This is a genomic window from Synechococcus sp. NB0720_010, from assembly GCF_023078835.1.
Taxonomy (GTDB): Bacteria; Cyanobacteriota; Cyanobacteriia; order PCC-6307; family Cyanobiaceae; genus Vulcanococcus.
Genome location: NZ_CP090898.1, coordinates 1503903 through 1523361 on the forward strand (window position 1 = coordinate 1503903; position 19459 = coordinate 1523361).

The window sequence follows — 19459 nt, forward strand, 5'->3', positions numbered from 1 at the left end:
GTCTTCAACGCGGCCAGATCGTAGGCGCGCCACAACTTGTGAAGGAACCCTGGGGGCCTCCAACCTGCGTGGGAGGATTTGCCAACTGACAGGACGCCACCCCCAGTTCCATGACGATCCTCAACACCCTTTCAGTGCTGGCCCTGGTGGTGATGTCCTTCGCTCTGATCGTGGCGGTTCCCGTGCTGTACGCGAGCGATGACACCAGCGGCCGCTCCAACCGCCTGATCCTGCTCGGCAGCATCGCGTGGGTTGCTCTGGTTCTGGTCAACTGGGGCATGAGCTTCTTCGTCGCTTGATATCCGTCTGCTTAGGCTGAGCAGATCGCGAGCTCAGCTGACGTGACCGTTTTTGAAGGCCAGTTTTCCGGCGCGTCTGGATTGCGGGTTGCCGTTGTTGTTGCCCGCTTTAACGATTTAGTGACGGCCAAGCTGCTAAGCGGCTGCCTCGATTGCCTCTCCCGTCATGGGATTGATACCTCCGATAGCAGCGCCCAGTTGGATGTGGCCTGGGTTCCAGGCAGCTTTGAGATTCCTTTGGTGGCTCAGCGCCTGGCCCAATCCGGTCGCTACCAAGTGGTGATCACCCTGGGAGCTGTGATCCGCGGCGACACCCCCCACTTCGATGTGGTGGTCTCAGAGGTCAGCAAAGGTGTTGCGGCAGTTAGCCGCGACTCCGGCGTGCCGGTGATCTTTGGCGTCCTCACCACCGACACGATGCAGCAGGCCTTGGAGCGGGCGGGCATCAAGAGCAATTTGGGCTGGAGCTATGGCCTGCAAGCCATTGAGATGGGCAGCCTGATGGCCGCTTTGCCCAAGGCTTAGTTGTCCCGCCGCATCAGCCGTTGTCCCGCGACCTCTTCAAAGCCCAGCTGCCTGTAGAAGCCGGCGCTGTTGGTGGTCATCAGATAGACCCGCTCCACTCCCTTGAGCTGCGGAGAATTGGCCAGGGCCTCCACCAGTAGCCGGCCTAGACCCTTGCCTTGCAGGTCTTCAGGGATGACGACATCCCACAGAACGGCGCGATAGATCCCATCGCTTGTGGCGCGCCCAAAGCCCACAAGGCGTTTGCCTTGCCAGAGGCTGGCGACGGCTGCACTGCCCTGGAGCATGCGCTGCAGCTCATCAATGGAGCGGTTCTCTGCCCAGAAGGCGTGTTGGTTGAACAGCCGCTGCAGCTTGAACAGGCCGCGGGTCGGCCTCCAGCCCGGTCCCATGCCGAGCCAGCGCAGTCCTGGAGCACCCGGGGCATGCAGGATCAGCCTGGTCCCTTCCATGCCAACATCCTCCCAGCGGGCGGACAACCTTGGCTCAGGAGCGCAAGGGCATCATTCTCGCCGGTGGTTCGGGGACGCGGCTTCACCCGATTACCCAGGCGGTGAGCAAGCAGCTGCTGCCCGTCTACGACAAGCCGATGATCTATTACCCCCTCAGCACCTTGATGCTGGCGGGGATTCGTGAGGTCTTGGTGATCACCACCCCCCACGATCAAGCCGCATTCCAGCGCTTGCTTGGGGATGGCTCCGCCTGGGGCATGGAGATCTGTTATGCGGTGCAGCCCAGGCCCGACGGCTTAGCCCAGGCGTTTTTGATTGGTGAGGCGTTCCTGGCTGGTGCTCCGGCGGCCCTTGTTCTTGGGGACAACCTGTTCCACGGCCATGACCTGCTGTTTCAGCTGCGCAGCACCAACGCAACCGCCCAGGGAGCCACCGTCTTTGCCTATCCGGTCCGGGATCCAGAGCGCTACGGCGTCGTTGAGTTTTCCACCGGTGGCCAGGTCCTGAGCATTGAGGAGAAACCCGCCAAGCCCAAGTCCCGTTACGCGGTGACGGGCCTCTACTTCTATGACGACACCGTGGTGGAGCGCGCGAAGCAGGTGGTCCCCTCAGCGCGGGGTGAGCTTGAGATCACGGATCTCAACGGTCAGTACCTGCGGGATGGCCAGCTTCAGGTGGAACTCATGGGCCGTGGCATGGCATGGCTCGACACCGGCACCTGCGATTCACTCCACGAGGCCGGCAGCTACATCCGCACCCTGGAGCATCGCCAGGGGTTGAAGGTGGGCTGCCCCGAGGAGGTGGCCTGGCGCATGGGCTGGATCAGCGGCGATCAGCTCGCGGCCTTGGCTCAGCCCCTGTGCAAGAGCGGCTACGGCGAGTATCTACTGCAGCTGCTGGAGTTTGCCAATGCAGGCTGAGCGCCTAGCGACGGCGGCCGGAGTGCAGCTGTCCGGCCCTCTGTTGATCACCCCCCGGGTGTTCGGCGATGCCCGTGGCTTCTTCTACGAAAGCTGGAACCAGCTCAGCTTCAACGCTGTTCTGGAGGCGGATGGGCAGTCACCCGCTGACTTTGTTCAAGACAACCACTCCCGCTCCAGTCAGGGGGTTCTTCGCGGGCTGCACTTTCAAAAGGACCCCCATGGCCAAGGGAAGTTGGTGCGCTGCATCCAGGGCGAGATCTTCGATGTGGCCGTGGATTGCCGCCAGTCTTCCCCCACGTTTGGCCAGTGGGTTAGCGCTCGCCTGAGCAGCGAGAACCAACAGCAGCTCTGGGTGCCGGTGGGCTTTGCCCATGGCTTTTTGACCATGAGCTCCCAGGTGGAGGTGCTCTACAAGACAACCGATTTCTGGGATCGAGAGAGCGAGCGCTCCCTGCTCTGGAGTGACCCTGATCTCGCCATTGCCTGGCCCCAATCCACCGCGCCACTTTTGGCGGAGAAAGACGCGGCAGCACCCTCATGGCAGGTGCTGATCGCCGCAGGGGATGGCTTCCAGTGAAGGTTCTGTTGACGGGCGCAGCGGGCCAGTTGGGTCAGGCCTTGATGGCTGCGTGCCCAGAGGGGATTGAGCTGATCGCGTGTGGACGCCAGGAGCTGGATCTGGCGGACCAGGCCGCTTGCCGCCGCATCGCTCAAGCGCATCAACCCAACTGGGTGATCAACGCCGGTGCCTACACAGCCGTGGATCGGGCTGAGTCGGAACCAGAGCTTGCCCAGGCCGTCAATGCGCTGGCCCCAGCTGCCTTGGCTCAAGCCCAGGCGGATCACGGAGGCCGGTTGCTTCAGTTGAGCACCGACTTTGTCTTTAACGGTCAGCAGGGTTCCCCTTATTGCCCTGAGCAACCTGCAGAGCCCCTTGGGGTTTACGGCAGCACCAAGGCGGCGGGTGAGGCCGCTGTTCTGCAGCACTCCTGTGCCCGGGTGCTGCGCACCAGCTGGGTCTACGGCCCGGTGGGCAGCAACTTCTGCCGAACGATGCTGCGCCTGCTGGCCGAACGGGAGCAGTTGGGTGTGGTGGCCGATCAGGTGGGATGTCCGACGTCCACCCTGGGACTCGCCCAAGCCTGCTGGCGGGTTCTCGCCCTCGAAGACGGTGCTCCGCAGATCTTGCATTGGAGCGATGCCGGCGCGGCCAGTTGGTATGACTTCGCCGTTGCCATTGCTGAGCTCGGCGCGACACACGGCTTGCTCCCCCGGGTGGCCGAGGTGAAGCCGATACCGACCGCTGATTACTCCACCCCTGCCCGGCGCCCTGCCTATTCGTTGCTCGACTGCACGGCGACGCGCCAGGCCTTGTCCCTGCAGCCCCAGCACTGGCGAGCGGCCCTGGAGCAGGTGCTGCTGCGCATAGCCTCCAATCCAGCCCGCACATCAGCGTGATGACGGTTTCGCTTCCCAGCTCGATCCAGCGCGTGCTGGTGACCGGTGGGGCTGGGTTCATCGGTGGGGCGGTGGTGCGGCGCCTGTTGGCCGAGACCACCGTTCAGGTCTTCAATCTCGATAAGTGCGGCTACGCCAGCGATCTCACGGGTATTGAGCAGTTTGGCGAGACAGCAGCGCAGCGCCATCAGCTTTTGCAGGTGGACCTCAGTGACCCTGAGGCCACCGCCGCTGCCGTGCGTCAGGCCGATCCCGATCTGGTGATGCACCTGGCTGCTGAGAGCCACGTGGATCGCTCCATCGATGGCCCTGGCGTCTTTGTCAGCAGCAACGTGCTCGGCACCTTCAACCTGCTCCAGGCGGCCCGGGCCCACTTCGAGCAGTTGCCGGCGGATCGGGCGCAGGCTTTTCGCTTTCACCACATCAGCACCGATGAGGTGTTTGGTTCCCTGGGCGAACAGGGTCGTTTTTCAGAGACCACGCCCTATGACCCCCGTTCGCCCTACTCCGCCAGCAAGGCGGCCAGCGATCACCTGGTGAGCGCCTGGCACCACACCTATGGCTTGCCGGTGGTGCTGACCAACTGCTCCAACAACTTCGGCCCCTGGCAGTTCCCGGAGAAGTTGATCCCGGTGGTGATCCTCAAGGCCGTGGCCGGTGAGCCCATTCCCCTCTATGGCGACGGCGGGAATGTGCGCGATTGGTTGTACGTGGAGGACCACGTCGATGCGCTGTTGCTGGCGGCCACCCAGGGCCAGCCCGGCCGCAGCTACTGCGTGGGCGGTTATGGGGAGCGCACCAATAAGCAGGTGGTTGAGGCCATCTGCACCCTGCTGGATCAGCGCTTGCCCCAGGGGGCTCCCCACGCCCGTTTGATCACCCCTGTGACGGATCGCCCCGGCCATGACCGCCGTTATGCGATTGATCCCGGCCGCATTGAGCAGGAACTGGGCTGGACGCCTCGCCATCCCTTTGAACAGGGACTGGCTGCCACAGTGGATTGGTACCTCGATCACCTGGGCTGGTGCCAGGCGATGCGGCAGCGCTCCGGTTGGACGGGTGAGCGTCAGGGCCTCTCAGCGGGGCAGGGCCGTCACTCTCAGTAGGCTGCCCGGAGCTCAAATCGGCTCTCTCCATGCTCAAGCTGCTGCTGGGTGACCCCAATGCCCGCAAGCTGAAGCGCTACCAGCCGATTGTTTCCGACATCAATCTGCTCGAGGAGGAGGTCGCCCCCCTCTCCGACGACGAGCTGCGTGGCTTGACTTCTGAATTCCGGCAGAAGCTCAGCAGCCTCCAGGACGATTGCCTTCAGCGTGGCCTCAGCCGCGAAGCCACCCTCGAGCGTGAGCGAAAGCTGCTGGATGAGTTGTTGCCCCAGGCCTTCGCTGTGGTCCGCGAAGCCGGCAAACGCGTGCTCGGCATGCGCCACTTCGACGTGCAGCTCCTCGGCGGGATGATCCTGCACGACGGCCAGATCGCCGAGATGAAAACCGGCGAGGGCAAAACCCTCGTCTCTACGCTGCCCAGCTACCTCAACGCCTTAACGGGCCGCGGCGTTCATGTGGTGACCGTGAACGACTACCTGGCACGCCGAGACGCGGAGTGGATGGGCCAAGTCCACCGCTTCCTGGGTCTGTCGGTGGGTCTGATCCAACAGGATATGGATCCCTCCAGCCGGCGCCTGAACTACGGCTGTGACATCACCTACGCCACGAACTCTGAGCTGGGGTTCGACTACCTGCGCGACAACATGGCGAATGACATCGCCGAGGTGGTGCAGCGGGACTTCCACTACTGCGTCATCGACGAGGTGGATTCGATCCTGATCGATGAGGCGCGGACACCCTTGATCATTTCCGGTCAGGTGGAGCGTCCCCAGGAGAAGTACCAGAAGGCGTCTGAGGTGGCGGCCCAGTTGGTGCGCGCTGCAGAGATGGGTAAGGACGGCATCGACCCTGAGGGTGACTACGAGGTCGATGAGAAGCAGCGCAGCTGCACCTTGACCGATGAGGGCTACGCCAAAGCGGAGCAACTCCTGGGCGTGGCTGATCTGTTCGATCCCCAGGATCCTTGGGCGCATTACATCAACAACGCCCTCAAGGCCAAGGAGATGTTCATCAAGGACGTGAACTACATCGTTCGAGGTGATGACGCCGTGATTGTTGATGAGTTCACCGGCCGGGTGATGCCTGGGCGTCGTTGGAGCGATGGTCAGCATCAAGCGATTGAAGCCAAGGAAGGTCTGCCGATTCAGCCGGAGACCCAGACCCTCGCCTCGATCACCTACCAGAACTTCTTCCTGCTCTATCCCCGCTTGGCTGGCATGACCGGCACCGCCAAAACGGAAGAGGTGGAATTCGAGAAGACCTACAAACTCGAGGTCACGATCGTTCCTACCAACCGCACTCGGGCGCGTCAGGACTGGACCGACCAGGTCTACAAAAACGAAACGGCGAAGTGGCGGGCCGTGGCGCTCGAGACCGCCGAAGTGCACAAGCAGGGTCGGCCGGTGCTGGTGGGCACCACCAGCGTTGAGAAGTCGGAGCTGCTCAGCACCCTGCTCGCGGAGCAACAGATTCCCCACAACCTGCTGAACGCCAAGCCGGAGAACGTCGAGCGCGAGGCCGAAATCGTGGCCCAGGCCGGCCGCACTGGCGCTGTGACCATCGCCACGAACATGGCCGGCCGCGGCACCGACATCATCCTCGGCGGCAACGCCGACTACATGGCGCGCCTGAAGCTGCGCGAGGTCCTCCTGCCTCGATTGGTGCGCCCGGAAGACGGCCACAAGCCTCCGGTTCCCCTGCAGCGTGCAACGGAGGCCGCCCCTGGCTTTGGTGCTGCGTCAGCGACTGAATCAGCCAAGGCTCCCTCTGAAGCCAAGGCGATCGGCACCCTTTATCCCTGCACGCTCACGGATGGCACCGATCAGGCTCTCTCGGGTTTGGCCCACGATCTGGTCAAGGCCTGGGGAGATCGCCAGCTCAGCGTTCTGGAGCTTGAGGACCGCATCGCCCAAGCGGCAGAGAAGGCCCCGACGGAGGACGCCCAGATCCTGCAGCTGCGGGATTTGATCAAGCGTGTTCGCACTGAATTTGAGGTGGTGACTAAGTCGGAAGACTCGGTCGTGCGGGACGCCGGCGGTTTACATGTCATCGGCACCGAGCGCCATGAGTCCCGACGGGTTGATAACCAGCTGCGGGGCCGGGCCGGTCGTCAGGGCGACCCGGGGAGCACCCGCTTCTTCCTGTCCCTGGAGGACAACCTCCTGCGCATCTTTGGCGGCGACCGGGTCGCAGGGCTGATGAATGCCTTCCGCGTCGAGGAGGACATGCCAATCGAATCCGGCATGCTCACGCGTTCGCTTGAAGGGGCTCAGAAAAAGGTCGAGACCTACTACTACGACATCCGTAAGCAGGTCTTTGAGTACGACGAGGTGATGAACAACCAGCGCAAGGCCGTCTATGCCGAGCGCCGTCGTGTGCTCGAGGGACGGGAGCTCAAGGCGCAGGTGGTTGGTTACGGCGAGCGCACGATGCAGGACATCGTTGATGCTTACGTCAACCCTGATCTTCCGCCCGAGGAGTGGGATCTGGGCCGCTTGGTGGCCAAGGTCCAGGAGTTCGTCTATTTGCTGGAGGACCTCAAGCCTGAACAGCTCAGTGGACTCTCCGTTGATGAGCTCAAGGCCTTCCTGCAGGAGCAGCTACGCAACGCCTACGACATCAAAGAAGGTCAGGTGGAGCAGCAGCGTCCAGGATTGATGCGTGAGGCCGAGCGCTTCTTCATCCTTCAGCAGATTGATACCCTCTGGCGCGAACATCTCCAGGCGATGGATGCCCTGCGGGAGTCCGTTGGTCTGCGAGCCATCGGTCAAAAGGATCCGCTGATTGAGTACAAGAACGAGGGCTATGACATGTTCCTCGAGATGATGACTGGCATGCGCCGCAACGTCATCTATTCGATGTTCATGTTCCAGCCGGCGCCCTCGGGAGCAGAAGCCTCGGCTTAATTAATTGGTGGTTTCTGGGTTATCCCCCAGGAACTCCAGAATTTCGCGGTCCATGAGGTTCTGCGCGGCGGCAGCCCTGCAGGGCTCATCCAGGGGTTTGCCCTCTGCCAGGTTGCGGAGGCAGTCCTGCGTGCGGGTCAGCTCCGTCTCGAGCGCGTCGATGCGCTCCATCAGGTTGCGAATCACCCGAGCCTCGGCGTCGGGAAGGGCGGAGTGGGCCAGGGGGTTCACGCGAACCCCGCTCTGGTGGACGACCCGTCCAGGAACGCCGACCACGGTGCTGTCCGGGGCGACATCACGCAGCACCACTGAACCAGCGCCGATGCGCGTGTTGGCACCGACTTCAATGGCGCCGAGGACCTTGGCCCCCGCGCCGATGACGACGTTCTCCGCCAGGGTCGGGTGGCGTTTCCCATGGGCCTTACCGGTGCCTCCGAGGGTCACCCCCTGATAGAGCAGGCAGTTGTTGCCGACGACTGCCGTTTCGCCGATCACAACCCCCATGCCGTGGTCGATGAAGACCCCACGGCCAATCCGGGCACCGGGGTGAATTTCGATCCCGGTGAGCCAGCGTCCGACCTGGCTCAGCAGCCGAGCAGGCAGGGGTGCGACCCGCCAGAGCCGGTGACTGATCCGGTGCAAGGTCAGGGCATGCAGCCCCGGATAGCAGAACAGGATCTCGAACGTGCCACGCGCCGCTGGATCCCGTTCCTTGATGATCGCCAGGTCGGCTCGCAGCGCGTTCAGCATCGTTCCATCTTGCTGAGCAAGAGTTTGACCGAGGGGCCCTCGGTCATGCATGATCTCTAAGCCGGCGGTTGAGCCGCGGCGATTGCGGATGTAGCTCAGTGGTAGAGCATCTCCTTGCCAAGGAGAGGGTCGAGAGTTCGAATCTCTTCATCCGCTTGTGAAACAACAAAGCTGATTGTTCAGCTCATTGTTGCGAAATCAATTTCATTGCCTCTCCAGCCGAGTTCAGCTTGAGAGCAGCCCGATCTCTTTGCGTAGCTGGTCAATCGTTGCCGTCCCGAGGTAGCTCTGGGCGCAGTGCACCTGTGGCATACGCATCAGCTGAGAGCGGTTCTGGCGCAGGCTCTGCTCGACCAGCGGGAGGCTTGGGCGGTCGCAGAGCACATGGCTGGAGGCCCGCAGCAGGGCCAGCAGGCGACTGCTGACATCGGGGGTCGCGGTCATCAACAACAGTTCGTTGCCGCGCATGCTGTGCAGGATCACTTCTGCGGCCCGCAGGATGCCAGGGCTGATGCTGACCAGTCCCACGCAGCTGCCGGCTCGGAGGTCCTTCAGCAGGTCCAGCTCGTGGCGGAAGTCATTGAGATCCACGGGTACGGCCCGCACACCATGTCGTTTGGCGATCTCCTCCACGGGCTGGAGGAAGTAGCGGCTGGTGACCACCGTGCCGTTGCTGGAGTTCTCGAGCACCGCCTCCAGTTCCTCCATCGGAACGACCTCGACCGGGGCATCGAGGTGGGGGGTGAGCTCCTCGGAGATCAGCATTGAGGCGCCGATGTCCTCCCGCGGGGTGCTCACCAGCACCCGGGCGCCGCAGCGCAGCCGCCAGTCGATCTCACGGGTCAAGAGCTCCCGGGCCTGTTGCAGGGTGCAACCGGCGTTCAGCAGGCCATCCACGCTCTGCCTGACCTCGCGGTCGATGTCTGGGAGATGCCGTCCACGGGGACCCGGCGGTGGCTTGATTTCCCGTGGGTTCTGTTGATCCCGGACGTAGATACCCGAGCCGGCCATGGCCTCCACCACGCCGTCGTTTTCCAGCTGCCGGTAGACCTTGCTGATGGTGTTGCGATGCAGGCCGGTCTGCATCGCCAGTTGGCGCGTACTGGGTAGTCGATGGCCTGGCGGGAAGTGCCGCGCCGCAATCGCAAAGCAAATCTGGTTGTACAGCTGGCTCGAGGCCGGGATATCGCTGTCCTGCTGAATGTGGAACCGCACGCCCGAGTGGCACAAGCTGTTCGGGCCACCTTACGGACCTTTGTTCCCGGTGACAATTGCATTGTTGGCATAAAAGCCTGTGCCGGTTTCCAAGAGCGCGAATGCGATGACCACTGAGGCCAGCTGGGTTCAGATCCCTGTTCCAGCAGCAGCGGGTGTGACAGCCACGGTCATGCCGTGCTGGTGGGTGCTGCCTGAGCAGCCTCGCGGGGCGGTCTTGGTGCTGCCAGAGGTGTTTGGAGTGAACAGCTGGGTGCGCAGCGTGGCGGAGCGCTTGGCCCAGGAGGGTTACGCAGCCCTCGCCCTGAGCACCTTCTCGCGTTCTGCTCCCGATTTGGATGTGGGCTACGACGAGGCAGGTTTGGCCGCTGGCCGTGAGCATCGTGACCGTGTGACGGCCGAGCAGCTCCTGGCGGACGTCCAAGCCGCTGTCGATTGGATCCAGCAATCCCATCCCTCTTTAAGCCTGGGCTGCGTGGGCTTTTGCTTTGGCGGTCACCTGGCGATGCTGGCTGCGACGAACCCGGCGATCGCAGCCACCTGTGATTTCTATGGAGCTCGGGTTTCGTCCTTCAAGCCTGGCGCGATTGAGGACTCAACCCTGTCGGTCGTGCCTGAGGTTGCAGGGCGACTCTGGTGCTTCTGCGGTGATCAAGATCCCTTGATGCCCGCTGAGGAGTTGCAGGCCATTGATCAAGCCCTGCGCTCAGCGGATACCGAAGGGAGTCGCCACCGACTGGTTGTGGCAGCTGGGGCCGGTCACGGATACATGTGCCAGGCCAGAGCCGATTTCCATCCTGAGGCGGCTGCCTCGGGATGGAGTCAGATGTTGGAGCTCTTCGCTGAGGCGATCTAGCCTTCGGCCTTGGCTGCCGCCTGACGAGGGGTCTCGATTGTGCGCACCGCTTTGCTGGCAGCAGCCTCGGCCTCTTTCTCTTTGGCCAGGGGTGTTTTGCGCGGGCTGAGGAACATGATCATGTTCCGGCCCTCACGCTTGGGCTCCTGCTGAATCTCGGCTTTTTCTTCGAGATCCTTGGCCATGCGGCGCAGGAGCTGTTCGGCCAGGGCGGTGTGCTGGATCTCCCGTCCGCGGAAGATCACGGTGCACTTGACCTTGTCACCTGCTTTGAGGAAGCGAGAGGCCTGACCGAGCCGCACATCGTAGTCGTGCTGGTCAATCTTGTAGCGCATCTTGACCTCTTTAACTTCGGTCTGGTGCGACTTTTTCTTGGCTTCTTTGGCTTTCTTTTCTTGCTCGAATTTGAACTTGCCGTAGTCCATGATCCGGCAGACCGGTGGGTCAGCCTTCTCACTCACCAGGACCAGGTCCAGCTCACGGTCCTTCGCGACGTCGAGCGCTTCTTCCCTTGTGATCACTCCTAGCTGACTGCCGTCGGCATCGACCACCCGGAGCTGGGGGTAATTGATGCGGTCGTTGATGTTGGGGAGCTCCCGAACAGGAGCACGGCGGTCAAAACGAGGACGGGGTGGCATTCAGACGGGCGAGAGGACGGAAAAACAGTTGCTGTTCACCGTTCACCCTAGGACGTGCTCGATCGCCGACAAGGCCCGCTTCAAGGGATTGTCCTCTTGGCCTGGTGCATCCAGCCATAGGGGTTGATGCTGCCGGCGAAACCAGGTCTTTTGGCGCTTGGCGAACTGATGGGTGCGCTTGGTGGTCTGCTCAATGGCTTGCTCTTCAGTCAGCTCCCCCCGCAGTAGGGCTCCAGCTTCCGCATAGCCAATGGTGTCCAGTAGGGCGCAGCCCTGCCCATAACGCTCCAGAAGCCCTCGGGTCTCTGCCACCAAGCCATCGGTGTACAGCGCCCGACTGCGCTGGGCAATGCGTTGCCTGAGGTTGCTGGGGTTGAGACCCAGTTCCAGGACCCGCCAGGGGGGCGGATTGGAGCCCTGCTGTTGGCTCAGGGGGCGACCGGTGGCATAGAGCACCTCAAGGGCGCGCTGTGTGCGCACGGCGTCATTGGCCATGATCCGCCCAGCGGCGTCTGGATCGGCTTGGCGCAGAAGGGCGTAGCACTGGCTTTGGCCCAGTGCCTCTAGGTCCGCCCGCAATTGAGGTTGCGGAGGGACCGCTGGCGGAGTCATCCCTTGGGTGATGGCCTTGATGTACAGGCCGCTCCCGCCCACAAGGAAAGCAATTCCCCGCCGCTTGTGTTCCGCTTCGATCGCTTGATCGGCTTCCTGGCGGAACTCCTGAAGGTTGATCGGTTCGTCAGGCGCCCGCAGGTCCAGCAGCTCATGGCGAACGGTGGCCCGCTGCTCGGCAGTCGGTTTTGCGGTGCCGATCGTCATCTCTTTGTACAGCTGCCTGGAATCGACAGACAGGACTGCGAGATCCAGGGCCTGGGCGATCTCGATGGCCAGGGCGGTTTTGCCGCTGGCCGTTGGCCCCATCAAGGCGATGACGAGGGGCTGACTGGAGGGACTCATCAGCGCACTTTGCCGGTTGACAGCAAATGGAGGGGTGCCCCCCTTGCTGAAATCGCCCCTTAGCGAGCGCCACAAGCGTCTCTATTGCAACGGTGGTAGATTGCCCCTCAAAGGCTGGTCTTTGCTCGGCTTTTCGCCCTTGTCGAGCCTCCTGCGGGAGAGGTTCAGCTCCTGCAGGATTCCATGAGCGAAGCCACGAAAGTTCAGGCTGCCTACGGCGCCGAGCAGATCCAGGTCCTGGAGGGCTTGGAGCCGGTCCGTAAGCGCCCTGGCATGTACATCGGCTCGACTGGGCCGAGGGGCTTGCACCACCTGGTTTATGAGGTGGTCGACAACTCCGTCGACGAGGCCCTAGCGGGGCATTGCAACGAGATCCGGGTTGCGATCGAAGAGGACGGCAGCTGTTCCGTCAGTGATAACGGTCGGGGCATTCCGACTGATGTCCACCCGAAAACTGGCAAGAGTGCTCTCGAAACCGTTCTGACGGTGCTGCATGCCGGTGGCAAGTTTGGAGCTGGCGGCTACAAGGTTTCGGGTGGTCTCCACGGCGTTGGTGTGTCCGTGGTTAACGCTCTCTCTGAGTGGGTTGAGGTTGTTGTTTATCGCCAAGGCAAGGAACACCGGCAACGCTTTGAGCGGGGTGCGCCGATTGGCACCTTGGCGATTGAGCCCGCAGCGGATGCCAGCCGGACAGGCACCACGGTGCGTTTCAAGCCGGATCTTGAGATCTTCACTGTTGGGATCGAGTTTGACTACAACACCCTCTCAGCCCGCTTGAGGGAGCTGGCCTACCTCAATGGTGGGGTCAAGATTGTCTTTCGCGATGAGCGTCCTGCTGCGCGCAATGCAGAGGGTGAGGCTCACGAGGAGATTTATCACTACGAAGGTGGCATCAAGGAATACGTCGCCTACATGAATGCGGAGAAGGATGCTCTTCATCCCGACATTATCTACGTCAATTCAGAAAAAGACGGAGTACAAATCGAGGCTGCACTGCAATGGTGCGTCGATGCCTACTCCGACAACATCTTTGGCTTCGCCAACAACATCCGTACCGTTGATGGTGGCACTCACATTGAGGGTCTTAAGACGGTCCTGACGCGGACACTCAATACCTTCGCCAAAAAGCGCGGCAAGCGCAAGGAATCGGACTCCAACCTCGCCGGTGAAAACATCCGGGAGGGTTTGACCGCTGTGTTGTCGGTCAAGGTTCCCGAGCCGGAGTTTGAGGGCCAGACCAAGACCAAGCTTGGCAACACCGAGGTGCGCGGAATCGTCGACTCTCTGGTCGGTGAAGCCCTGGGCGAATACCTCGAGTTCAATCCTTCCGTGATTGACCTGATCCTCGAGAAGGCGATCCAGGCGTTCAATGCTGCTGAAGCGGCTCGACGCGCCCGTGAGCTGGTGCGCCGGAAGAGCGTCCTTGAAAGCTCAACCCTGCCGGGCAAGTTGGCCGATTGCTCGTCCCGCGACCCGGGTGAGTCCGAGATTTACATCGTTGAGGGTGACTCCGCAGGTGGCTCCGCCAAGCAAGGGCGGGATCGTCGTTTCCAGGCCATTCTTCCGCTGCGGGGAAAGATCCTCAACATCGAAAAAACCGACGACGCCAAGATCTACAAGAACACGGAGATTCAGGCGCTCATCACAGCCCTTGGTTTAGGTATCAAAGGCGAGGAATTTGATGACAAGAATCTCCGCTACCACCGCATCGTGATCATGACCGATGCCGACGTGGATGGCGCTCACATCCGCACCCTGCTGCTCACCTTCTTCTATCGCTACCAGAAGTCGCTGGTGGAAGGCGGCTACATCTATATCGCTTGTCCGCCGCTCTACAAGGTGGAGCGCGGCAAGAACCACACCTATTGCTACAACGAAGCTGACCTCAAAACCACGATCGAAGGCTTCGGCGAGAAGGCGAACTTCACGATCCAACGTTTCAAGGGTCTGGGCGAAATGATGCCCAAGCAGCTGTGGGAGACCACCATGGATCCCTCCACCCGCATGATGAAGCGCGTTGAGATCGCAGACGCCGCCGAAGCGGATCGCATCTTCACGATCCTGATGGGCGACAAGGTGGCGCCCCGCCGCGAGTTCATCGAAACCCACAGCGCCGAATTGGATCTGGCCCAGCTGGATATCTGATGGCGGCTCAGCCTTACGCCAGTTTGCGTTGGGGCGCCATCTTGGCTTTTGCCCTGTTTGCACCGGTGGCTCTTCCGGCCGGTGGTGGTGAGCGCCGGCAGGCGGAGATTCGGCGCCGCTGCGCCAGTGATCCCTTCTGGAGCACGACCAAGGGATGCCTGCAGGCCTCCCCAGAGCACCAGGCTCCTGTCTTGGCCCAGGTCCCTGTTGATTCTCCGATTGAGGTGTTGAGGACCTGGCGCAATCAGCGTGGGGAACGCTGGTTGCAGGTCAAGGTCGCGTCGCGGCGTGGCTGGATGGCGGCGGCCTAGGTCCGATGCGCGACGCCCTGTTGGTTGCGATCGGAGCCGTACCCGGAGCCTGGCTGCGCTTTCGCGTGGTCAATCACCTTGAGCCGATGCTTCCCCGAAAGCACTGGGGGACATTCACGGTGAATGTCATCGCTTGCTTTGCCTTAGGCCTGGTGGCTGCGTTGGTGAGCCGTTGCGGGCCGGATCAACGTCTTGGCTTGCTGCTCGCGACCGGGTTTTTGGGCAGCCTCAGCACCTTCTCCACCTTCAGCGTTGAATTGCTCCAGGGCCTCAGGGCCGGTCTGCCCAAGGAGGTGGCGCTGTTGGCCCTGGGTTCTGTCGTGGCTGGAGTCCTGGCGGTCTTGGCGGGGGTGGCGATTGGTGGCTGATCGTCAACTCCGCTTTGCTTTAAAGGAGCTGGCCTTGGTGGGCTGCGGTGCTGTGCCGGGGGCTTGGCTGCGCTGGCAGAGCGGCGTCCACCTGGGCCCTGTCCTTGGCGGCAGCGCTGTTTCCGATCTGCTGGTGAACCTGATCGGTTCGTTGATCCTTGGCTTCTTAGCGGGTCCGATGCCCCGGCGCCCCAGCGTGTTGCTGCTCTTCGGGATTGGTTTCTGTGGCTGCCTGACCACCTTCAGCAGCTGGATGCTGGATGTGGTCAAGCTGCTGCAAGCCGGTCAGCCCGTGCTTGGCCTCCTGCTGATCCTTTTGAGCCTGGTTTTGGGGGTGGCGTGTGCGGCGGCTGGTTTTCAGCTCAGCCGCCGCGTCTTCAACGCCTAGGCGAGGGCGGCTTCGATGGCGCCCTTGAGCTCAGCGGAGTCGGGCTCGACATTGCTCTTGAAGCGCTTGAGCACCGTGCCGTCCTTGCCGATCAGGAACTTCTCAAAGTTCCAGGCCACGGCACCGGCGGGCTCAGCTTGCGTGAGGGTGCTGAAGGGGGCCTCGCCGATGGCCACCTTGGCGTAGACGGGGAAGGTCACGCCGTAGGTGGTCGAGCAGAACTGCTTGATCTCATCCAGGCTCCCAGGCTCTTGGGCCCCGAAGTCGTTGCAGGGGAAAGCGATCACGCTGAAACCCTGGCTGCCATAGCTCTCTTGCAGGGCCTGCAGACCGGCGTACTGGCGGGTGAAACCGCAACGGCTGGCGACGTTGACGGCCAGCAGGACCTGACCATTGAGGTCGCCGAGGCGTTGCTGCTCGCCACTGCCGTTGGTCACCACAACATCGTTGACGCTGATGGCCATGGAATTGATCTGGGGGAGGCCGGACCCTAGCGGCCCTGCCCCATAAAATCGGCGTGTCGCAGCTGTGGGGCCATGGGTGAGGCGTCTACTGCAGCGATGAATCCAGAGGTGTTTATCCAGGAGCTGCGCGGGCTTCTTGAGGCAGGGAATTACGACGCGGTGAAGCTGCTGCTGCAGCCCGTGCAAGAGGTGGATATCGCCGAAGCGATTGGCGGGCTTCCCCGCACGCTTCAGGCTCTGGCCTTTCGGCTCCTGCCCAAGGACGAGGCGATCGCGGTTTACGAGTACCTCGAGCCCACGGTTCAGCAGACCCTGCTGGAGCGGTTGCGCTCCAGTGAGGTCCTGGAGCTGGTGGAAGAGATGTCCCCTGATGACCGGGTGGATCTGTTCGACGAGTTGCCGGCGAAGGTGGTCCGTCGCCTATTGGCGGAGCTCAGTCCTGCGGAGCGTCGGGTGACGGCCCAGCTCCTGGGTTACGAACCGGAGACGGCTGGTCGTCTGATGACGACTGAGTTCATCGACCTCAAGGAGTTCCACAGCGTTGCCCAGGCGCTCACGATCGTGCGCCGCCGGGCCCGGGACACCGAGACGATCTATGCCCTCTACGTGACGGATGCTTCACGCCATCTGACGGGGATCCTCTCGCTTAGAGACCTGGTGGTGGCGGATCCAGAGCAGCGGGTGGGCGACGTGATGACCCGTGAGGTGGTGAGCGTCGGAACCGACACCGATCAAGAGGAGGTGGCGCGGGTGATTCAGCGCTACGACTTCCTCGCGGTCCCGGTTGTTGACCGCGAGGAGCGGCTGGTGGGAATCGTCACCGTCGATGACGTGATCGACGTGATCCAGCAGGAGGCCACCCGGGACCTCTACGCCGCCGGTGCAGTGCAGGCCGGCGATGAGGACGACTATTTCCAGAGCAACCTGTTCAGCGTGGCCCGGCGCCGGGTGGTCTGGCTGTTGGTTCTGCTGATCGCCAACAGCGGCACCGCTGCAGTGATCGCTTCGATGGATGGAGTGCTCAAGCAGGTGGTGGTCCTGGCGGCCTTCATTCCCCTCTTGATTGGCACCGGGGGCAATGTCGGTGCGCAGAGCTCCACGGTGGTGATTCGCGGCCTGAGCACCCAGCGCATCCAAAGCCTGGGCCCTGCCTTGGCCATTGGCCGAGAAGCGATTGCTGGGGCCCTGCTGGGATTGTTGATGGTTCTGGTGGTGGTGCCCTGGACGGCCTATGTGAGCGGTGGCAACTGGCTCGTGGCCTCGGCGGCTGGGATCAGCCTGGTGGCGATCACCACCTTGGCCGCGACCGCTGGAGCGGCGTTGCCCCTGTTGTTCAACAGCCTCGGCTTGGATCCGGCTCTCATGTCGGCGCCGTTTATCGCCACAGCCACCGACGTGGCTGGGGTCTTCATCTACCTGCAGACCGCCAGTTGTTTGCTGACTCGGGCCTCTGGCTAAGGGATTTGGCTTCCTGAGAGTCGCTTTACACTTCTTCAGGGTAGGCTTTACATCAGTTCACGTTTCGAGCCGTGGTCGTCGCAATCGCTTCGAGCCGACCCGCTGCAGCGGACCGAGAAACCGCCTTGGCCGGTGGAACGGATCTGGTGCGCTCGTATCTGCGGGATATCGGCCGGGTGCCGCTGCTGACCCACGAGCAGGAGATCACCCTGGGCCGCCAGGTGCAGGAGCTGGTGGCGCTTGAGGAGTTGGAGCAGGAATTAGCGAGTCGTGAGGGTGTGGAGAAGCCCTCGCCTGCGGTGCTGGCCAAGGAAGCGGGTTTGACGCAGGTTCAGCTCAAGAAGCGACTGAGGAGCGGTCAGCGGGCCAAGGAGCGGATGGTGGCCGCCAACCTGCGGTTGGTGGTGAGCGTGGCCAAGAAGTACACCAAGCGGAACATGGAGCTCCTGGATCTGATCCAGGAGGGAACAATCGGCTTGGTGCGGGGCGTGGAGAAGTTCGACCCGACCCGGGGCTACAAGTTCAGTACCTATGCGTATTGGTGGATCCGCCAGGGGATCACGCGGGCGATCGCCGAGAAGAGCCGCACCATTCGGCTGCCGATCCACATCACTGAGACGCTGAACAAGCTCAAGAAGGGCCAGCGTGAGCTGAGCCAGGAGCTGGGCCGCACGCCGACGGTGACCGAGCTAGCGGAGTTTGTGGACCTGCCGGAGGATGAGGTGAAGGACCTTCTCTGCCGCGCCCGCCAGCCCGTGAGCTTGGAGACGAAGGTGGGCGACGGCGATGACACGGAGCTGTTGGATCTGTTGGCAGCCGATGGCACCCAGCCGTCAGAGCTGGTGGATGGGGAGTGCCTGCGGATGGACATGCGGGGTCTTTTGGACCAACTGCCGGACCTGCAGGGCCGCGTGCTGAAGATGCGCTACGCGATTCCATGCCGCGACGTCCCCGATCCTGATGAGCCGATGAGCCTCACCGGCATCGGCCGGGTCCTCGGCATCAGCCGTGACCGTGTTCGCAATCTTGAGCGTGATGGGTTGGCTGGTCTGCGTCGTTTGAGCCAGAACGTTCAGGCCTACGTTGCCGTTTGATCAAGAGCTCAGTACTTCGCTTCTGGATTGGTGGCTGGCCCATGGCCGTCACGCGATTCCTTGGAAGCTGACTGCTCAAGGACGGGTGCCAGCATTTACGGAGGTGCTGAACCCATACCCGATCTGGGTTGCGGAGGTGATGCTCCAGCAGACCCAGCTGCAGGTTGTTCTGCCCTATTGGACTCGCTGGATGGGGCGCTTCTCGACGGTTCAGGCCCTCGCGCAAGCCGATGAGCAGGAGGTCCTGTTGCTCTGGCAAGGCCTTGGCTACTACTCCCGTGCTCGCCGGCTGCATCAAGGGGCTCAGCAGTTCCTGAGGATCTACGGGCAAGGCCTTTCGGACGATGCGTTCGACCGATGGCCCCGTGACCTCGAGAGCTGGTTGACCTTGCCGGGAATTGGTCCGAGCACCGCTGGAAGCATCCTGTCGTCGGCCTTTGATCGGCCCTTTCCGATCCTTGATGGCAACGTCAAACGGGTGTTCTCGCGTTTAATCGCTAGCCCCATGCCGCCGGCCCGCAACAGCAAAGAGCTCTGGGCCCTAAGCGAGCAGCTGCTTTCAACAGAGCAGCCACGCAACTTCAACCAGGCCCTGATGGATCTAGGGGCCACGGTCTGCACCCCCAAGAACCCCAGCTGCCAGCAATGCCCCTGGAGCGAGCAGTGCGCTGCCTACGCTTCCGGCGATCCAGTGGCCTATCCCGTGAAAGAAGCCCCCCGCGAACTGCCCTTTCAGGTCATTGGCGTTGGCGTGGTCCTCAACGACGCGGGCGAGGTTCTGATTGATCAGCGCCTGAATGAAGGGTTGTTGGGTGGTCTCTGGGAATTCCCCGGCGGGAAGCAGGAACCGGGGGAGGCCATCGAGGTCACCATATGCCGCGAGCTGCAGGAAGAGCTGGCGATTGAGGTTCAGGTGGGAGAGGAGTTGATCAGCCTGGATCACGCCTACAGCCATAAGCGCCTGCGGTTTGTCGTTCACCTTTGCCATTGGCGCTCCGGTGAGCCCCAGCCCTTGGCCTCGCAGCAGGTGCGTTGGGTGAAGCCCCAGCAGCTCAATGAGTTCCCGTTCCCCGCTGCCAACGCGCGGATCATTGCCGCCTTGCTGGCGCGTCTGCACCCTGAGGAGGGAACCGCCGCGGCCTGATC

At 62.4% G+C, this 19459-nt stretch carries 21 protein-coding genes and 1 tRNA gene; 16 read left to right on the forward strand and 6 right to left on the reverse strand.

Annotated features, from left to right (window positions below; all coding sequences use genetic code 11):
* Positions 1 to 110: 110 nt before the first annotated feature.
* Positions 111 to 299: a photosystem II reaction center protein PsbZ gene (psbZ, locus tag LY254_RS07905; RefSeq protein WP_010314175.1), complete on the forward strand. Its 189-nt coding sequence runs from the start codon at positions 111 to 113 to the stop codon at positions 297 to 299.
* 42 nt (positions 300 to 341) lie between these two features.
* Positions 342 to 824: a 6,7-dimethyl-8-ribityllumazine synthase gene (ribH, locus tag LY254_RS07910; protein WP_247476524.1), complete on the forward strand. Its 483-nt coding sequence runs from the start codon at positions 342 to 344 to the stop codon at positions 822 to 824.
* On the opposite strand, the gene LY254_RS07915 is transcribed toward ribH, so the two are convergent.
* Positions 821 to 1276 carry a GNAT family N-acetyltransferase gene (locus LY254_RS07915; RefSeq protein WP_247479815.1) on the reverse strand — a complete coding sequence of 152 codons (456 nt, stop codon included), beginning with the start codon at positions 1274 to 1276 and terminating at the stop codon, positions 821 to 823. The genes ribH and LY254_RS07915 overlap by 4 nt on opposite strands.
* Before the next feature lie 29 nt (positions 1277 to 1305).
* Between LY254_RS07915 and rfbA the strand changes: the two genes are divergently transcribed.
* From rfbA to secA, 5 genes are read left to right on the forward strand one after another with little or no spacing between them, the layout of a single operon-like run.
* Positions 1306 to 2196: a glucose-1-phosphate thymidylyltransferase RfbA gene (gene rfbA / locus LY254_RS07920; protein ID WP_247476525.1), complete on the forward strand. Its 891-nt coding sequence runs from the start codon at positions 1306 to 1308 to the stop codon at positions 2194 to 2196.
* Positions 2186 to 2776 (forward strand): dTDP-4-dehydrorhamnose 3,5-epimerase, encoded by a 591-nt coding sequence (gene rfbC, locus LY254_RS07925; protein ID WP_247476526.1) that lies wholly within the window; start codon positions 2186 to 2188, stop codon positions 2774 to 2776. Before rfbA ends, rfbC begins: the two co-directional genes overlap by 11 nt.
* Positions 2773 to 3657: a dTDP-4-dehydrorhamnose reductase gene (gene rfbD / locus LY254_RS07930; protein ID WP_247476527.1), complete on the forward strand. Its 885-nt coding sequence runs from the start codon at positions 2773 to 2775 to the stop codon at positions 3655 to 3657. The genes rfbC and rfbD overlap by 4 nt, the downstream gene beginning before the upstream one ends.
* Positions 3657 to 4763, forward strand: a complete 1107-nt coding sequence (gene rfbB / locus LY254_RS07935; RefSeq protein WP_247476528.1) for a dTDP-glucose 4,6-dehydratase — start codon at positions 3657 to 3659, stop codon at positions 4761 to 4763. Before rfbD ends, rfbB begins: the two co-directional genes overlap by 1 nt.
* 29 nt (positions 4764 to 4792) lie before the next feature.
* Entirely contained in the window at positions 4793 to 7669 is a 2877-nt protein-coding gene (gene secA, locus LY254_RS07940) for a preprotein translocase subunit SecA (RefSeq protein WP_247476529.1), read from the forward strand.
* Here the strand turns inward: secA and cysE are convergent, their stop codons facing one another.
* On the reverse strand, positions 7670 to 8419 hold the full coding sequence (gene cysE / locus LY254_RS07945) for a serine O-acetyltransferase (RefSeq protein ID WP_247476530.1): 750 nt from the start codon (positions 8417 to 8419) through the stop codon (positions 7670 to 7672). It abuts the gene before it with no gap.
* A gap of 84 nt (positions 8420 to 8503) precedes the next feature.
* Here cysE and LY254_RS07950 point away from each other — a divergent pair.
* Positions 8504 to 8575, forward strand: a tRNA-Gly gene (locus LY254_RS07950).
* Between the two features lie 69 nt (positions 8576 to 8644).
* On the opposite strand, the gene LY254_RS07955 is transcribed toward LY254_RS07950, so the two are convergent.
* Positions 8645 to 9634, reverse strand: a complete 990-nt coding sequence (locus LY254_RS07955; RefSeq protein ID WP_247476531.1) for a GntR family transcriptional regulator — start codon at positions 9632 to 9634, stop codon at positions 8645 to 8647.
* Between the two features lie 106 nt (positions 9635 to 9740).
* Here LY254_RS07955 and LY254_RS07960 point away from each other — a divergent pair, with 106 nt between their 5' ends.
* Positions 9741 to 10490: a dienelactone hydrolase family protein gene (locus LY254_RS07960; protein ID WP_247476532.1), complete on the forward strand. Its 750-nt coding sequence runs from the start codon at positions 9741 to 9743 to the stop codon at positions 10488 to 10490.
* On the opposite strand, the gene infC is transcribed toward LY254_RS07960, so the two are convergent.
* Complete coding sequence (infC, locus tag LY254_RS07965; protein WP_010314200.1) at positions 10487 to 11128, reverse strand: translation initiation factor IF-3; 642 nt, start codon at positions 11126 to 11128, stop codon at positions 10487 to 10489. The genes LY254_RS07960 and infC overlap by 4 nt on opposite strands.
* Before the next feature lie 42 nt (positions 11129 to 11170).
* Positions 11171 to 12085, reverse strand: a complete 915-nt coding sequence (miaA, locus tag LY254_RS07970) for a tRNA (adenosine(37)-N6)-dimethylallyltransferase MiaA (protein WP_247476533.1) — start codon at positions 12083 to 12085, stop codon at positions 11171 to 11173.
* Between the two features lie 183 nt (positions 12086 to 12268).
* Between miaA and gyrB the strand changes: the two genes are divergently transcribed.
* The 4 genes from gyrB to LY254_RS07990 are packed head-to-tail and all read left to right on the forward strand — an operon-like array spanning position 12269 to position 15297.
* Entirely contained in the window at positions 12269 to 14230 is a 1962-nt protein-coding gene (gene gyrB, locus LY254_RS07975) for a DNA topoisomerase (ATP-hydrolyzing) subunit B (RefSeq protein WP_247476534.1), read from the forward strand.
* Positions 14230 to 14541 (forward strand): SH3 domain-containing protein, encoded by a 312-nt coding sequence (locus LY254_RS07980; RefSeq protein WP_247476535.1) that lies wholly within the window; start codon positions 14230 to 14232, stop codon positions 14539 to 14541. The genes gyrB and LY254_RS07980 overlap by 1 nt, the downstream gene beginning before the upstream one ends.
* Before the next feature lie 5 nt (positions 14542 to 14546).
* Entirely contained in the window at positions 14547 to 14909 is a 363-nt protein-coding gene (locus LY254_RS07985; RefSeq protein ID WP_247476536.1) for a CrcB family protein, read from the forward strand.
* Complete coding sequence (locus LY254_RS07990) at positions 14899 to 15297, forward strand: CrcB family protein (protein ID WP_247476537.1); 399 nt, start codon at positions 14899 to 14901, stop codon at positions 15295 to 15297. Before LY254_RS07985 ends, LY254_RS07990 begins: the two co-directional genes overlap by 11 nt.
* Here the strand turns inward: LY254_RS07990 and LY254_RS07995 are convergent.
* A complete protein-coding gene (locus LY254_RS07995) occupies positions 15294 to 15761 on the reverse strand; it encodes a glutathione peroxidase (protein ID WP_247476539.1) in 468 nt (155 codons plus the stop codon). The genes LY254_RS07990 and LY254_RS07995 overlap by 4 nt on opposite strands.
* A 72-nt stretch (positions 15762 to 15833) precedes the next feature.
* Between LY254_RS07995 and mgtE the strand changes: the two genes are divergently transcribed.
* The 3 genes from mgtE (at position 15834) to mutY (ending at position 19457) form a co-directional block, all read left to right on the forward strand.
* Positions 15834 to 17219, forward strand: coding sequence for a magnesium transporter (gene mgtE, locus LY254_RS08000; protein ID WP_247476540.1), 1386 nt, complete (start codon positions 15834 to 15836; stop codon positions 17217 to 17219).
* Positions 17220 to 17302: 83 nt separating this feature from the next.
* Positions 17303 to 18313, forward strand: coding sequence for an RpoD/SigA family RNA polymerase sigma factor (locus LY254_RS08005; RefSeq protein ID WP_305852553.1), 1011 nt, complete (start codon positions 17303 to 17305; stop codon positions 18311 to 18313).
* On the forward strand, positions 18303 to 19457 hold the full coding sequence (gene mutY / locus LY254_RS08010; protein ID WP_371820442.1) for an A/G-specific adenine glycosylase: 1155 nt from the start codon (positions 18303 to 18305) through the stop codon (positions 19455 to 19457). Before LY254_RS08005 ends, mutY begins: the two co-directional genes overlap by 11 nt.
* The last annotated feature ends 2 nt before the right edge of the window (positions 19458 to 19459 follow it).

Coding starts and splice junctions, on each gene's coding strand:
- miaA (WP_247476533.1), bottom strand. CDS start 12,085: ATGAGTCCCTCCAGTCAGCCCCTCGTCATCGCCTTGATGGGGCCAACG.
- rfbC (WP_247476526.1), top strand. CDS start 2,186: ATGCAGGCTGAGCGCCTAGCGACGGCGGCCGGAGTGCAGCTGTCCGGC.
- LY254_RS07980 (WP_247476535.1), top strand. CDS start 14,230: ATGGCGGCTCAGCCTTACGCCAGTTTGCGTTGGGGCGCCATCTTGGCT.
- rfbB (WP_247476528.1), top strand. CDS start 3,657: ATGACGGTTTCGCTTCCCAGCTCGATCCAGCGCGTGCTGGTGACCGGT.
- LY254_RS07960 (WP_247476532.1), top strand. CDS start 9,741: ATGACCACTGAGGCCAGCTGGGTTCAGATCCCTGTTCCAGCAGCAGCG.
- mgtE (WP_247476540.1), top strand. CDS start 15,834: ATGGGTGAGGCGTCTACTGCAGCGATGAATCCAGAGGTGTTTATCCAG.
- secA (WP_247476529.1), top strand. CDS start 4,793: ATGCTCAAGCTGCTGCTGGGTGACCCCAATGCCCGCAAGCTGAAGCGC.
- gyrB (WP_247476534.1), top strand. CDS start 12,269: ATGAGCGAAGCCACGAAAGTTCAGGCTGCCTACGGCGCCGAGCAGATC.
- LY254_RS07985 (WP_247476536.1), top strand. CDS start 14,547: ATGCGCGACGCCCTGTTGGTTGCGATCGGAGCCGTACCCGGAGCCTGG.
- infC (WP_010314200.1), bottom strand. CDS start 11,128: ATGCCACCCCGTCCTCGTTTTGACCGCCGTGCTCCTGTTCGGGAGCTC.
- LY254_RS07995 (WP_247476539.1), bottom strand. CDS start 15,761: ATGGCCATCAGCGTCAACGATGTTGTGGTGACCAACGGCAGTGGCGAG.
- LY254_RS07915 (WP_247479815.1), bottom strand. CDS start 1,276: ATGGAAGGGACCAGGCTGATCCTGCATGCCCCGGGTGCTCCAGGACTG.
- cysE (WP_247476530.1), bottom strand. CDS start 8,419: ATGCTGAACGCGCTGCGAGCCGACCTGGCGATCATCAAGGAACGGGAT.
- psbZ (WP_010314175.1), top strand. CDS start 111: ATGACGATCCTCAACACCCTTTCAGTGCTGGCCCTGGTGGTGATGTCC.